Annotated in this window: 12 protein-coding genes; 3 read left to right on the top strand and 9 right to left on the bottom strand. The window is 45.6% G+C overall.

Annotated features, from left to right (window positions below):
- Window positions 1–57: 57 nt before the first annotated feature.
- The 5 genes from L3V37_RS15095 to L3V37_RS15115 form a co-directional block, all read right to left on the bottom strand.
- Entirely contained in the window at window positions 58–1,833 is a 1,776-nt protein-coding gene (locus tag L3V37_RS15095; protein WP_237306531.1) for an ABC transporter transmembrane domain-containing protein, read from the bottom strand.
- 3 nt (window positions 1,834–1,836) lie between these two features.
- Entirely contained in the window at window positions 1,837–3,576 is a 1,740-nt protein-coding gene (locus L3V37_RS15100) for an ABC transporter transmembrane domain-containing protein (RefSeq protein WP_065274505.1), read from the bottom strand.
- Window positions 3,577–3,847: 271 nt separating this feature from the next.
- Complete coding sequence (locus tag L3V37_RS15105) at window positions 3,848–4,339, bottom strand: type II secretion system protein (RefSeq protein ID WP_237306532.1); 492 nt, start codon at window positions 4,337–4,339, stop codon at window positions 3,848–3,850.
- 203 nt (window positions 4,340–4,542) lie between these two features.
- Window positions 4,543–5,886: a sodium/glutamate symporter gene (locus L3V37_RS15110; protein ID WP_237306533.1), complete on the bottom strand. Its 1,344-nt coding sequence runs from the start codon at window positions 5,884–5,886 to the stop codon at window positions 4,543–4,545.
- 427 nt (window positions 5,887–6,313) lie between these two features.
- Window positions 6,314–7,192, bottom strand: coding sequence for a LysR family transcriptional regulator (locus L3V37_RS15115; RefSeq protein WP_237306534.1), 879 nt, complete (start codon window positions 7,190–7,192; stop codon window positions 6,314–6,316).
- A gap of 103 nt (window positions 7,193–7,295) precedes the next feature.
- On the opposite strand from L3V37_RS15115, the gene L3V37_RS15120 reads away from it, so the two are divergent.
- Together L3V37_RS15120 and L3V37_RS15125 are read left to right on the top strand one after the other, a co-directional pair.
- Window positions 7,296–7,583: a putative quinol monooxygenase gene (locus L3V37_RS15120; RefSeq protein WP_115385959.1), complete on the top strand. Its 288-nt coding sequence runs from the start codon at window positions 7,296–7,298 to the stop codon at window positions 7,581–7,583.
- A gap of 11 nt (window positions 7,584–7,594) precedes the next feature.
- Window positions 7,595–8,572: a Gfo/Idh/MocA family protein gene (locus L3V37_RS15125; protein ID WP_237306535.1), complete on the top strand. Its 978-nt coding sequence runs from the start codon at window positions 7,595–7,597 to the stop codon at window positions 8,570–8,572.
- A gap of 84 nt (window positions 8,573–8,656) precedes the next feature.
- Here L3V37_RS15125 and L3V37_RS15130 read toward each other — a convergent pair whose 3' ends face one another.
- Window positions 8,657–9,343 carry a DNA-3-methyladenine glycosylase I gene (locus L3V37_RS15130; RefSeq protein ID WP_237306536.1) on the bottom strand — a complete coding sequence of 229 codons (687 nt, stop codon included), beginning with the start codon at window positions 9,341–9,343 and terminating at the stop codon, window positions 8,657–8,659.
- 86 nt (window positions 9,344–9,429) lie between these two features.
- Between L3V37_RS15130 and L3V37_RS15135 the strand changes: the two genes are divergently transcribed.
- Complete coding sequence (locus tag L3V37_RS15135; RefSeq protein WP_005377692.1) at window positions 9,430–9,624, top strand: hypothetical protein; 195 nt, start codon at window positions 9,430–9,432, stop codon at window positions 9,622–9,624.
- Window positions 9,625–9,709: 85 nt separating this feature from the next.
- Here L3V37_RS15135 and L3V37_RS15140 read toward each other — a convergent pair whose 3' ends face one another.
- Genes L3V37_RS15140 through L3V37_RS15150 form a run of 3 tightly spaced genes read right to left on the bottom strand, consistent with a single transcriptional unit; the run spans window position 9,710 to window position 15,169 of the window.
- Window positions 9,710–12,520, bottom strand: a complete 2,811-nt coding sequence (locus L3V37_RS15140) for an Hsp70 family protein (protein ID WP_237306537.1) — start codon at window positions 12,518–12,520, stop codon at window positions 9,710–9,712.
- Window positions 12,521–12,575: 55 nt separating this feature from the next.
- Entirely contained in the window at window positions 12,576–14,537 is a 1,962-nt protein-coding gene (locus L3V37_RS15145) for an Hsp70 family protein (RefSeq protein WP_237306538.1), read from the bottom strand.
- On the bottom strand, window positions 14,537–15,169 hold the full coding sequence (locus L3V37_RS15150) for a DUF2760 domain-containing protein (protein ID WP_005389474.1): 633 nt from the start codon (window positions 15,167–15,169) through the stop codon (window positions 14,537–14,539). The genes L3V37_RS15145 and L3V37_RS15150 overlap by 1 nt, the downstream gene beginning before the upstream one ends.
- Window positions 15,170–15,317: the final 148 nt, after the last annotated feature.

A 15,317-nucleotide genomic window follows, 5' to 3' on the forward strand; every position in this document is an offset into this window, starting at 1 on the left:
GAAGTTACACCAATTATGCCCATGCCAACTAAATAAAAAGAAGGCACGGGCATAAAATCACACCGCTTCTTCGAGTTGCTTGGTGTCTTCTTCAATCTGTTGTAGATGTCGGTTTGCTTGCTGTAACTGATACATTTGAGTATAACGACCATTTTGCGTTAAGAGTGCTTTGTGTGTGCCTTTCTCGACTAACTCCCCATGATGAAGAACAATGATTTGGTCTGCATCTAGGATAGTTGAAAGCCGATGAGCAATAACAACGAGCGTCATGTCTTGTCTGAGTACCGCCAAGCTCTTTTGGATTAAAGCCTCTGTTCCTGAGTCAATATTTGCGGTTGCTTCATCTAATATCAATATCTTAGGTTTTACCACAAGCACACGTGCTAACGCCAAAAGCTGTTTCTGACCCGCAGATAAATTAGTTTCGCCTTGACCTAACTGCGTGTCTAGCCCGTTAGGGTAACGATGAATTTGTTCTGCCAAACCTACCTTGTCTAACGCATCCCATATTTGATTGTCATCAACCGCCCGACTGAGAGAGATGTTTTCTCTGACTGAAGCAGGGAGAATATGTGGATCTTGTTGAACCATTGCCACATCTTTGCGAAGTACGTCTTTCCCTAATGTCTGAAGTGGACGACCATCTATGAGCAGTTCACCACATTGCGTTGGATAAAAGCCCATTAACAGTGACGCTAAGGTGCTTTTACCGCTTCCTGTATGCCCGACAAGCGCGATAAAGTCTTGGTGGTTGGCCTTCAACGAAATGTCTTTTAGGACGTCCTGTTTACCATCGTAGCTAAATGTGAGGTCTTTAAGTTCGATAGCACCTGACCTTAATGGTTGATGATCGCCCCCGTAAGTTTGTTCTTTCGCATCAATCAATTCAAAAACACGTTCGCTTGATACTAACGCTTGCTGAAGTAGAGCAAGTTGCTGAGTCATCTCAATTAGTGGTTCAGTAACTCGCGCAAGATAACTGATAAATGCATACAGTACCCCCACACCAATCAACTCAATACCATTAAAACCAAAGATCGCAACCAAGCAAAGCAACGCAAGACCAGCGAGCAAGTCCATTAATGGTCTTAGCAGATAGCCGTTTAGCCGAATCACTCGTTTAGATGCCACCAGATGCTCTGCGGTTAGCTCGTTGAACTGTTTATTAAAACGCTCTTCTTGTTGCATTAATTGAATGACACTCATCCCTTGAATGGATTCACTTAGATTCGCATTTATATCGGTCAATAGGTCACGCATCTTTCGGTAGCTTTCTGTACTTAGTTGCTTAAACAAGTACATAAAGCCGATGACGATCGGCAGCAATGCAAGCACAACGAGTGTGAGCTTCCAACTCATGAAAAACATAACGCCAAGCATTACGACAATCATGACCACGTTTTTCACCACGGTCGCGATCAAAAGCTCATAAAATTGCTGTAAAGATTCCGTATCGTTGGTGATTCGCGACACCAATTTTCCAGCAGGAGTGTAATCAAACGCAGATAACGGCTGCTTAATCACGCCAGAAAATACTTGCTTACGAATCGCTTTGATCGTGTTAGCCGCGACAATGCTAAATTGCAATGACTGAAAATACTGGAATGTTGCCGATACGATCTGAAGAGCGATATAACCTACTGCTAGCGAAATCAGAACATTTTGTGAATAGTCACCTTTAGCGATGTGCTCATCAATGAAATATTGAATCAACCAAGGGCCGCCGGCGCTAGCTAACGCTGCAATAAACAGCAAGGCGAGTCCTTTAATCATTGGCTTTGGTTGAGATAATGGGTAAGACATTAACCGTTTAAACGTGCTGGTCTGGTTCATTCATTATTCCTCCATCGCCTGTTCTAGTTTTTGGTACTCGAACATTTCGGCGTACCATCCCTGATGCGCTAATAAAGCGCTATGTTGCCCACGTTCAGTAATGTGGCCGTGATTCAAGACAATGATCTCGTCTGCTGCTTCCAATGCGGTGAGGCGGTGCGCAATAACGATTAGGGCTTGATCACGGTAGTGTGTTTCCAAATTCTTAAGGATTTGATGTTCGGTCCGTCCATCAACAGCGGAAAGTGCATCGTCCAAAACCAACACTTGGGCATTCAGCAGCATAGCGCGTGCTATCGCAATACGTTGTTTTTGCCCGCCGGAGAGTGTAATGCCTTTTTCGCCGACTTCTGTTTGGTAGCCTTCAGGAAACTTCTCAATATCGTCATGTATGCAGGCTAACTTTGCTGCTCTATAGACTTCTTCTTTCTCTGCATTAGGGTTGCCTAAGGCAATATTGTCGAAGATAGATTTGGAGAATAGAAACGGACTTTGGTTAACGACAGCAAAACGGTTGCGCCACTGTGGAAGTAGGGCATCCTTGATCTCGACATCACCGAATTTAATTGAGCCGTTTTCTAAATCATGTTGACGCAAAAGTAGTGTTAACAGGGTCGATTTTCCGCTTCCTACAGGCCCTGCAACTCCCAACATTTTTCCGGGTTCAAGTTCGATGTTTACTTCCGTCAAAGCGGGCGGTAAATCACTAGACCAGTGGAAATCGTCGATATCAATTTTTAACGGAAGTGGTTTATTTTCTATTGGCTTATTACCACTGATAATTTCTGGCTTTTCATCAAAGATCTCTTGTAGTCGGTTCCATGCGGCAGAGCCTCTTTCTAAAATGTTAAATAGGAATGCGAATGCCAGCATCGGCCATATCATCAACCCTAAATACATCGTAAATGCGGTCAGATCACCAAGCGTGATCTCACCTTTATCAACAAGGTAAGCACCAGCAGCGACACTAAGAAGGAAAGAAAGACCGATGGTTAACTGAATTGCCGGGTCAAATCTAGCATCGACTCTTGCGACAGCGATGTTCTTTTCGCCAGTATCATCCACAACCTCTTCAAAACGTTGCTGCTCTTGGTTTTCTAATCCGAAAGCACGTAGCATTCGCACGCCATTAAGTGACTCTTGTGTCATGTCTGACATGGTAGAAAAGGCTTCCTGAGCGACACGAAAGCGTTGATGTAGGATACGCACAATAAAGAAGATGATGATGGCAAGAAATGGCATTGGAAGAAGCGCCATTACGGTGAGCTTCCAGCTTACTTGCGTTACCATAATGATTAAAACCGCAATACCAGTGATCAAAGAGTCTGCGGCGGTTAAAACCCCTTCGCCGGCTGTCATAACGATATTACGCACATCATTAGTGCCACGAGCCATCAGATCCCCCGTCTTGTAACGTTCAAAAAAACGAGGTGGCTGTGTCGATAAATGCCTATATAGACGGTTACGTAGAATGGTCCCGAGCTCCCAGCTTGCGCCGAAAAGCCAAATTCGCCATAAGATGCGACACCCATAAATAGTAAAGATCAGTACAGTTAACCCTGAGAGCCATAGAATCAGCGTATTTGTATCTAAAGTGTTGTCTACGACGCCATCAACTATGATGCCAACTGCTTTGGGCGGAACAAGCTGTAGTGCTGATATCACAGCGAAAAGCAGAATGGATCCGACATAGTGCCTCCACTTTTGTTGGAAATACCAACGTAGCTGCCAGAATATTCTCATTACGCCTCCCGCTTTAAATTATTGAATTTGTTATAGAACTATTATTGAGCGAAATGATGAGTTTACAAGCACAAGTTATAGGCGGGTTTAAAAACGATAGATTGTTTCAATTATAGCCATGTGTCGGCGCAAATTACTGGTTTTATCTCTATGAGCTAACTGTGCGACGACATTATGTGAAATAGTTGTTAATGGTGGTTTTGGAGCCATTACCTTGCAATAACGATGAAGACACCAAAAGTAAAAGTGTTACTGCCACTCTATATGGGAATTAGCAATCGTCAGTTTGTATTTTGTATTTCACTTGGCCACCAGGAGTTTCTGGGTAGTAAACTTCGACATAACACATATGTTCTGGACCAACAGGCTTGTTTGCAAAACCAATAAGGAAGTAGGGCTCGTCTGGGCTATCTACCCCATACCAAGTGTTAATAGTGAGTTGCGGATCAAAGCCTGCTAGCTCTTTTGCTGGAAGAACATTTTTGATAAATCCAAAGTAACCAATTAGGTCGTTATGGCCGTCATTATCTAGATCAATGTTATATTGTATGCCGCCATCTACTGTCTCTTGAGATTGAATCACTGCTTTGGTGTAGACAAAGTTGTTGGCGGTCATGAGTGCTTCTCTGGCTCCATATAGAACCGCCACTCTGGCATCTTTTTGTAAGCCAAGAAATTTAGGAAATGCAACGACGCTTACAATACCAAGAATGATGATGCACACAATGAGTTCAATAAGAGTAAATCCTTGAGAGCGACGCACAGCCTTTCTCCATGTTTTAGAAACGAATAGGCGGCTATTCTGATATAGAAACTTTCAGGTCAAGTATTAAAAAAGAATGATAATAAGAGATCGGGATTGCAAATCTAAAATATAAAACAAGTTGCTTATTTTCGGGATGAGGAGTGATTTTGATAAAACCAAGGAATGAACTCGAGAGGATAAAATCCTCCCGAGTAAAGCGACTAAGATTCGTGTGTCAGAGCACTGCTGTTACGTTTAAAAATGAATCGCCAAATAAATAAGACAATTGCGATGTAACCTAATCCTACACCAAGCGCTTGCCAGTGCATGCCGTTATACATTGCGATTGGCATCAAAGAGATGATGAAGATGTCAGTGATTGAGCCAGGGACATAAGCGATGGCGTAATCATCAAGCACCTTGCTACGCATTTTTGGATCAACAATACGAAGCAACGCAATACCCATGGCAACCGTACCGGTTAACCAACCCCAAGAGAAAATGCCTTTCTCGAACCAATCATCTCCCATGATACGTGGGGCAACCCAGAAGATTAGCCATAGTGTGAAGGCGATACCGCCGATTGCAAGCACTACCATCGGCATTAAATATTGGGCTAAGACGGTAATCTTGATGGCTGAGATACCAAAGATAATCAAATAATCGGTACTGATGCCCGCAGCGTGTTTGAATGCACCGTCACAAAGATAGCGTGAAGCTTTCGTTTGTTTCGCGATGATTCGCACAAGCATGCCGCCAAGGAAGCCGGTTACGAACGTAGGAATTTGTACCTTATCGTGGAAAGAAGATAAGTAGTTAGCCGCTACATACGAGAAAGCCGTTACCACTACAACCAACGCCGCGTGAATCGCGAAAGAATCGACTGACAGGGAAGACATGGTGTCTTTCATTACCGGTTCTTGATCAACAGGCTTAACAAGGCCTTTGCGTTCGTGTTCGTCCATGCTGTCGAAGGTCGTAAAGCTACGAATCCAACCCATCTTCAATGCGAATTGCAGCATGAGCATGCCGACAGAAATTGAAATGAAAATACCCACGGTTGCGAACGTTAAGCCAAGTGTGAAGCCATCTTCCCAGCCAAGTCCCGTGAAGATTTCACCAACAACAGATGCAGAGCCATGTCCGCCCATAAAGCCCGCAGACATTGTCACACCAAAGCCAGGATTAATCTCTGGCCAGAAGAAGGTTGTGAGAACTAGACCAAACATTGCTGCAAACAACCACTGAGAAACAGAAGCGATTTGGTTAAACGCCCACAATGAGCCAGCACGCTGTGCGACGGTTTTAGGTGATGGAACATCCGTTGCCAGACCTAACGCAGAAAAAAGTGCAGCAGTTAATAGGCTTGCGTTAGCGGTAAACGTATCGGTCCAAGGCAGTACGTCTAACAGGGCTGGTCCAAAAATTAGACCGAATAATCCTGCGAGAACCGCCGATGGAATGTACATACGCTGTAATAATGGCGCGTGAACGCGAATGACTTTTGCCAAAATTAATAGTAAGCCAGCGATGGCTAAGTCAGTCAGCATTAGACCTTTAGGCATCTTATCCTCCAGTAAATGCAGTCAAGGGGTAGCGTCCTTGTGACCTACCTTGAATAAAAATCTCTCTCAAGCCAAAAAGCCACATACGTGACTAAAAGCGTTGAGAAATCAATGTCGTTTTCATAAGCAAAGGAATGTGCTTATGCAATTTGAAATGAGTGTAAATGTTGTGATTGCACACGAACAGGAAGAGAAATTAGATTAAATTTCTCGATATTTTTTTTGATAGTTCACTCAGGAAAGGCGGCAATCCTAGTCACTTTGTCAGAGCAATGCAATTGGTGTGAATCAATAAATTATGCCTAGTTAATGGGTGTCTCTGACTAACAACATGAAAAATAAAGACAATTAACAAGTAATAATATTTGTCATATCGACAATAAAAGTTAATTAAATGGTTAAATTGTCGCCGCTTTATGGGGTGACGTTATGGATTCACATGAGAAAGAATAAAATCGACCAAGGTACGGTTTTTAAGGGAAAGCTGTTTTGAACGGTAAAGCAGGTGGATCGGTTTTGGCTTGGGAGCATGTTGCTGCAGAATTTCTACCAAGGCACCAGATTGGATTTCCTGTTCAACTAAGATCTTTGGTTGCAGAAGAACACCAGAGCCTTTTAACGCGGCAAACTTAAGTACATCGCCATTATTAGACGTTAATCGGGTGTTGCTGTTTCCAAAGGTATTAGATGGCATGTTCACCACTTGTTGGCTTTCTCCTTGGTGATACTGAAACCCCAAACAATGATGATGTTCAAGGTCATCAAGCGATTGGATAGGGGCATGTTGCTCAAGGTAAGAGGGTGAGGCGCAATAAGTCATGTGGTATTCACCCAATTTTCTCGCGACTAACGACGAATCGACCAATTCACCGATTCGAATAATCACGTCAGCTTCACTTCGGTATGGGTCAATCAAACTGTTATCCAACATCAGCTCGACGTTCAGTTCGGGAAATTCTGCTAAGAAGTCAGCCACGATGGGCGCGATCACCTTTTTGCCATACGTGACAGGGCAATTAACTTTCACTGTTCCGGTTGGACGGTTAATCAGCGTCTGGATCAGGTTCTCTGCGTTGGTGATGTCTTCAATAATGCGGTGGCACTCTTGGTAGTAGAGTCTGCCAGCTTCGGTCAGGGACTGTTTACGCGTGGTGCGATGAATCAGCTGTGTACCTAAGCTGTGCTCAAGAAAGCTCACGTGCTTGCCAACCATAGTCGGTGAAAGATCAAAGTGGTGTGCAGCATTACGAAAGCTGCCGTGTTCGACCACGTAAGCGAAAACTTTCATGCTTGTTAATTTATCCATTGCACACCCAGAGTTGATAAAGAAATAACTAAAGCAGAGTTTATCAATCAAACGAGGTTAATTACAGTGGGCGTATGATTAAGAATGGAGAAAGAGATCCATCATGAATGATACGATTTTTGTTACCGCCGAACTGAAAATGAATGCCGATAAGCCAAGACAACAAGTAGTTGAAGCCATTGAACAATTTTGCCTTGATATGCAAAGCGAAGCGGGGTGCTTGCAAGCGAATGCGACCTACGATTCTAAAGATCCACAACGTGTGATTCTTTGGGAGCGATATGAAAACCGCGCCGCGATTGAAGCGCATTTTGCTATGCCGCATACACAAGCGTTTATTGCGGCTGAAATGGCAGAGTTAGTTCAAGCATTCGAAACCCAAGCTCAATAGGAGAGGCAAACATGAAATGGGGTATTTTAGGCACAAGCTTTATCTCAGGTGTCATGGCTGAGGCAATCCAAGGCGATGACAAGAGTGAACTGTACGCGGTTGCTGGGCGTTCGGAGCAGAACTTAAAGACATTCGCTGAGCAATATGGCATCGAGAATACGTTCAACGATTACGATGCGTTGATTGCCGATGAGCAAGTCGACATTATTTACATAGCATTGCCAAATCACCTTCATCATGACTTTATCGTTAAAGCGGCAGAGCAGGGAAAAGCGATCCTGTGTGAAAAGTCACTGTCGGTAGATATGGAAAAAACCGAGTTGGCACTAAAAGCAGTCGAAACGCACAAGGTATTCTTTGCTGAAGGTTTGATGTACTTGCATCACCCATTGATCAGCGAGTTGGTTTCGGTGATTAAATCAGGAGAGATTGGTGAACTTCGCTCGATTCATACTTCTTATATTGCGTCGATTGCACAGTTTGTGAATCCAGACAGTAAAGGTGCTTTGTATAATTTAGGTTGTTACCCAATGTCATTGGTGCATTTGGTGGTGAAAACCATGTTGGGTGAACAAGCCTTTGGAAACCGCGCTATGACGGCGATTGGTCGACAAGGTAACGATGGGAATATCTGTGAATCGAGTTTGATTATGCAATTCGGTGAGCAACAAACGGCGAGCGTGCACACTGCCGAAGATCATGGATTGAAACACCAATTCACCATTCTGGGTAGCAAAGGCTGTATTACGTTAGATTCAAACCCATGGCTACCAGCGCAAGACAACCAGTTTAGTGTGGAAATTTACGAGACGTCGAAGCGTGAAGTTTCTGTTCCGGCCGCTGGGGACGCTTTCTTCTATCAAGTGCGCAATATTCGCCAAGCGGTTGAAGCAGGGCGTACCTCGTTAGAAAACCCTTGTGCAACATGGGACGATTCTCATCGTATTATGCAGCTACTGACTGAGTGGGAATCACTGGCTTCAAAGTAAGTGTGTACTTGAACCAATGAACATAAAAACGGCGCACTAAATCCAATGATCAGTGCGCCGTTATTGTTTTGGGTTCAGTGTCTGTTAAATGCGATTATCGCCGGTGCTGAACGCAATGATTTGGCTGATTTCAGACAGGCTTCTGCCACTTTCTTGCTGCCATTGAACAAACGCTTTGTTGGTTGCATCGAGCGATTTTTTCGTATCTTTGCCACCTTCAATGATCTTGCAATTACGCAGGTAAGCTTCAACGTCGCTAGACAAGATGAAGGTATCAACGCCCATTTGACGCAGTGTGTAAGGGCCAGTATTTCCGCCTAGGCGATTGCCGCGTTTCTTCAAATACGCCCATAGGTCGGTGATTTTCTCTTGCGGCCAATCGGCAACCATTTTGCCAAACGAACCGTATTCGATTTTTGCTTCGTGGATCATACGAGCATTAGCAGGAATCGACATGACTTTAGTGAGATGGCGAATAATGCGTTTATCTGTTGCTTTGGTTTCCCATTGCTCGTCTGACAGCATCAACAGCGGCTCAATCTTAAATCCGAAGAACACCTCTTCGAAGTTCGGCCACTTGTTGCGAACCACGCTCCACGAAATCCCACTTTGGAATACCTTCATTGAAAAAGCGGCTAGCCAACGGTCGTCGGGAATCGCTGCCAGATCTTCTTTGCTTAGTGGATGAGATAAAAGCGCTTCAAGTTGATCTTCACCACCTTTACGCTCGGCAGCGCGCTGATAAATCGCGTCAAATTTTTCGATACTCATAAAAGAAGTTAGTCCTAGTTTATGTCGATATTTGCGAAACATACTACGCTTAAGTGGCTGAATCGTAAATTGATGGAGTGTCACAAATGAAGAAGGTCACATTAACGTTTGTCGGAGAAGGTTCGGATCGTATTGCGGAAAAATTCTATGCGTGGATGACGGACGGTGGGTTGGAAGACAGCATGATTGAGAATTTATCTGACCGTGAAATCTCAGTTGTCGGCATCAGTGATATGGATAATGAAACGCGTGATGTGGTAATCAATACGGAAATGAACTAACGAGTCGTCTTTCGTCAGCTATTAGAATCATATAAAACAAAGCCCTTCACGAGAAGGGCTTTGTTGCGTTTATGAGCATGGGAGCTTAGTTATTTACCAGCGTCAGACCGCTTGGGAGTGCATCACCGAAGATACGTTTCGATTCGCTGTCAGATAGCTCTTTGACTTCTTCAACCAGTGATACCCAAGATTCAGGCACCTTGCTTTGCTTCAACTTAGCCAGTACCTGCTCACGGTAGTCGTCTGAGATATCGAATAGTCGGTCGCCCGTCTTACGACAAATCATTACGGCTGCGAAAGCGATCATTGGCTCTTTCTGCCAGTTCTGCTCTAACAGCTTAGGCAACCACTGTTCCGCTTGTTCACGAGGAACGACGTTATGCTGACTGCCATATAAAGGCGTACGTGATGCCAAGCGACCCATTGCCCACCAGTGTGCTTGTTCGAACTGGTTATGGTTGATGGCTTTGCTCAAGAACCACGTAGCCAATAGAACTTTGTCTTCGACTTCTAGATGCTCTAGAGAGGCAGACAAGCGCACCATTGATTCGTAACCCATGTCTTGCGCTGCTTTGGCGGATTGTGGGTTTTTCATCGCGCCAGGGTGTAGGTATTTCGCGATGTCCGCCAAGATAGTTTCTTGCTGCTCTTGGCTTAAACCACCGGCAATGCGACGCCAGAATACCCACCAGTCAGTCCAACCTTGATGGTTCTTAAACTGAATGTTTTGCTGGTAGAGACCCCAAACTTGCTCAATGCGCCATGAGTCGGTTGGATCGCCAAAGCCCGGACGCAGTGCAAAACCTGCCAAACGAAGCCAGTTTTTCTCGTGTTGTTCAGAACGACGGCGACGCTTACGACCTTGTGCAAAGGTATCGAACAGTTGACGTAGGGTAGTGAAATCCCATTCATCACGTTTGCCCAGTTTCTTCTCAAGATCTTTGGCTAAGGTTTTGATCTCTTTACTTTCCGCGCTTTTCTTATTACCGCTGTAAAGGCGAGCGATCAGCTCCTTACATTCGTTCAGTTTAGGGTGAAGCTTAACTTGCTCGCTGTCATCGGTTTGCTTATTACGAACTTCGAATTCTAGCTCCCAACGTTTGCTATCGTCTTCTGCGCTGACACATTCCATCTTAAGTGTGCCGACTTCAGTCAACTGACACGCCAGTTGCACTTCTACACGCTCTTTCTGGTTGGCTTGTAGCTCGGCGCCTTCACCTTCAAGGGTGGTGATATAAGGCGGAAGAGGAGCAAACAAGTCCGGATCAACGTCAACCATCACACCGTTTTGAATAGCGGTGTTATTGGTTAAGGTGTCGTGGGTAGAAGTCAGCAGGTTAAAGCGAACGGGTTCACCTAGGGTAAGCGAGAAGCGACGACCACTTAAGCGGATCTCGTGTCCTTCTTCTGTACCTTTTGCAAGTAAACAAAGCGCTTTGCCCATCTTGTTCTTTTCTTGAAGATGCAAGAAGTAAGAACGCGCTGCACCACCACCAATTTTTAGCTGTGCACCACGACGTGCTTTACCAAACGCAACAGCACCTAGTGCAACAGACCAATCTGGATGTGGGTTGTCTAATACCGTAACAGGAGCGCCGCGCCAATCGGACAGTAGGGTAGTGACACGCTCAGTCACAAGTTCACTATTGAACACACCACCGTTAAGTAGCAAACCTACCGGAATTGCATTTTGTTTGTCGTCTTCAATGCCGAGAGCGGCACGAGCAACTTGTTGGTGCTGAGTTAAGAACTCGGCAACGTGTTTGCTCACCGCTGGGTCAGCAACGTATGGAAGACCAAACTCGACGACGGCGCTGCGGCGCTTGTCTGGTACTTCACTGAAATCAGAAAGCGGGAAGAAGCCATCTAAAGCGATTTGGTGCACTTCTTGTTTGCTCAACCCAATACTTTTTGTTCCGCCAAGAAGTTTCGAGCCGCTGCCTAGCATGGTGATTTTTACTTCTTCAGGTGCACTTGCTGAAAGCAGGTTTTCTTTCGCCTTGCGAGTTTGCTGAATCAGCTTAGTTAGGCTTGCTGCAGTGAGCTTCTTACTTTGGTTGAAGCGGCTCTCTGCAAGGTGTGCTAATGCTAAGTCGAGGTTATCACCACCAAGCATCAAGTGCTCGCCAACACCAATACGATCAAGGGCTAGTTCATCTTGAGAAGAGAAACTGGCTTCAATCAAGCTTAAGTCGGTGGTACCACCGCCGACATCGCACACTAGGATCAGTGGCAACTCTTTGAGCTCATCAGCTGCGGTTTGCTGGTGGCGTGCGTACCAGTCGTAACATACGGCTTGTGGTTCTTCGAGCAGGACGATTTTTTTCAAACCTGCCAACTCAGCGGCTTCAAGCGTGAGTTTACGAGCGGTTTCATCGAACGACGCTGGAACGGTCACAACCACATCTTGGTCTTCTAGCTTGTTGCTAGGATGACGGTAGTTCCATGCTTGACGAATGTGGTTGAGGTAGCTTGCGCTAGCAATGACGGGGGATACTTTATCTACGTCTTGCGCACCAGCCCAAGGAAGAATGTCTGAACTACGATCCACTGCTTGGTGCGATAGCCAGCTTTTAGCACTGGATACCTGACGTCCTTCCACCTTAGCGCCTAATTCACGAGCCCATTCACCCACGATCACATTACTAATGTCGCCAGAGACAGGTTCGTTTTCCCAAGGGAGTGTTAGGTCAGAAGGGGAGATTTGACCAACCGCAGGGTGATAGCGGAAAGAGGGCAGCAATGGTTTACGAACCACTTCACCCGGACCAATCAGTTGGTCGATGTCAAATAGGGATACTTCGGATTGTTCAAGGTTGTCGGTAATTTCACAATACGCCACCACAGTGTTTGTGGTGCCAAGGTCAATACCAACAAGAAAACGAGGAGATGCCATACAAACCTTCGTGTATTTAAAAACGGCACCCGATTGGATGCCGTTTGATTTCTATTTATTCTTCTTCGTTTGAGTTTTTCGCGTCTTCGCGCACATCGAACTCAACATGCCATTTTTGACCGTTATCAGCGGCAATGGCTTCTAAGTAAAGCGTACCAAGTTCTGTGGCGCGAGAGGCTAGAGTTACCGGAACCACTTCACCTTCACGACGACCTTCAGATACTGGCAGCGTTACTTGGATTTCTGGAAGCTCTTCAAGCTCTTCTGGTGCCCAGTAGTCTAGGTGAGTACCTGCTAGGTCATCACGACGAACGGTGGAGCCGAAGAATTGGAAGTTAACCGGTTGACCGATGATCAAACCAAACTCTTGGCTTGGTACGTCAACGCTTGAGCCTTCTTCCATACCAAATGGTGCTACACACAATGCTTCCATTGGAGGCGCCATGCCCGGAATCGCTGGCATCGCACTTTCTATACCCACGTAGTACGCCGAAGCAATACCACCACGGATACGAACACCTTGACCACGACGTACAGAGCCGTAGTAAGCCGCACCACTAGCAACCGCAAGGTCTAGATCCACACCTGTTAGGCGTTTTGCCATTTCAGCATCTGCTTCAATTAGCCATTCGTTGATCGTGTCTTCTAGACGAGTCGCTAGAAGTTTCGATTTCAGAACACCACCGTTGAATAGGATTGCGGTTGGCTTGATGAAGTCAGCTGATTGGGTTGCATCCGCACCTGGCATACCAGGCATGTTAGCGAATGGATTGAAATCTTGAGCTGCTGCTTCTGCGCCATTTCCTGAAGCAGAAAGGGCATTAGCTTGCTTAGACAAGAATGCAGCAATGTGACGAGTAATGCCTGCATCTTGTGCGTAAGGCAGACCCATTTGCGTTAGTGCACCACGGTTACGTTGAACAGGGTGATCAGTAATCGCAACTTGAGGGAAGAAGCCGTCAACCAGTGTTTGTTGTACTTCTTCTTGAGTCAGTTCTGTTTTCAGCGTTGCGCCAAGCAGTTTAGAACCACGGCTTGGTACTACGATTGGCACTGACTGAAGTTCGCTGTCGTTCAATAGCGCTTCTTTTGCGTCGCGACATGCGTGTGTCATTGCCTGAACTTGCCATGGCTGTAGCTCTTTGCCTTCTTGCGCTAGCTTCATCTTCAAGCGGTACGCAAGTGCAAGGTCCATGTTGTCACCGCCAAGTAGGATGTGTTCACCTACCGCGATGCGGTTCAGAGTTAGGTTGCCGTCGTCTTCAGTTACTTCAACCAAAGAAAGGTCGGTTGTACCACCACCGATATCGACCACAAGCACGATGTCGCCAACTTCAACTTCGTCGCGCCATTTGTCGTTGCTGTTATCGATCCAGTTGTAAAGCGCAGCTTGTGGCTCTTCTAGAAGCGTTAGGTGCACAAAGCCAACGTTACGTGCTGCTTCTGCAGTTAGATCGCGAGCAGCAGGATCAAAAGAAGCAGGAACTGTAATAGTTACGTCTTGATCGGCAAGGTTGTGATTTGGGTTCGTGTGATTCCAAGCATCTTTTAGGTGCTCTAGGTAAAGCTCTGTCGCACGAAGAGGGGATACTTTTTCCACTTCTTCTGGGCTACCTGCTGGCAGGAAAGCATCACGACGGTTTACACCAGCGTGGCAAAGCCAAGATTTCGCACTTGCAACAAGGCGAATCGGTGTTTTTGAACCTAGGTTACGTGCAATTGCACCAACTAGAGCTTTTGGCTCGCTCGACCACGGAAGAACGCGTGATTGCGGGTTCATTTCGTGCTCGTGCGGCTGGTAAAGGAAAGAGCCTAATTGGCTGCGAGTCTCTACCGTGCCCGGCGCAGTAAGTTGCGGGATAGGCATCACTTCAACGCGAGCGTCTTCGTTGTGTGTATCAACAAAAGACATGACACAGTGTGTTGTACCTAAGTCGATACCAACACTGAATTTAGGCGTCTGTTGAGTTTCAACAGACGCTTCTTGAGAATGGTTTTCTTGGTTCATGTGTTCCATTACAGCTCAACCTCAGCTGGAGCGATCACAGATGCATCGTAGTTCTCAGCCAGTTTAGGCAACGTCATTGATGTTGCTTTCCAACCTTTGTGAACTAGCGTGCCGTTGAATGGCGCGCTGCCTGTTACGTTGCCAGTTAGGCGGATTTCTTGTGGGTTGAAGCCTTCTTCAACTGTAATGCGAGTTTCTTCGTCTTCGTTACGAACGTGCGCTAGCGTCACGTAGTCGTTCAGTACTTTCTGACCGCCAGTGTGGATTACGCGAGCGGCTGCGCCTACTTCTTCATCAGAGAATGACGTTAGGTCTTCTTTTAGGAAGTCAATCAGACGAGCTTCTTGTTGCATGATAGAAAGCAGCTGCATTGCAGAGTCCGTTGACGCTGTTGCAAGTTTTGATTCAACTTCCACCACTTTTTCGACGACTTTCTCTACTTCCACTACTTTTTCTACTTCAACGATCTTCTCAACTGGTTTCTCAACCTCGACGATTTTCTCGACTGGTTTTTCTACCACTTTCTCGACCACTTTTGATTTACGCGACACTGCAACTAGAAGAAGCAAAACGCTCGATGCGGTTAGGCCAGCGTGAAGCATATCGAACGTTTGAGGAATTAGGTTCAAATCAATGTTCATGACGTTTTTTCTCTTTCTATTGATTTATTGGTGCTCAGTATTGGCTCATATTTGTTCACTAAAACGATCGTCTTTGCGATCTTGCACCAAGTTTAGACATTAAAATGATGACGGATGTTAGCATATTCAAGGCTTAAGGCTGTAATAA

It is taken from the genome of Vibrio sp. D54, from assembly GCF_021728075.1.
Lineage (GTDB): Bacteria > Pseudomonadota > Gammaproteobacteria > Enterobacterales > Vibrionaceae > Vibrio > Vibrio alginolyticus.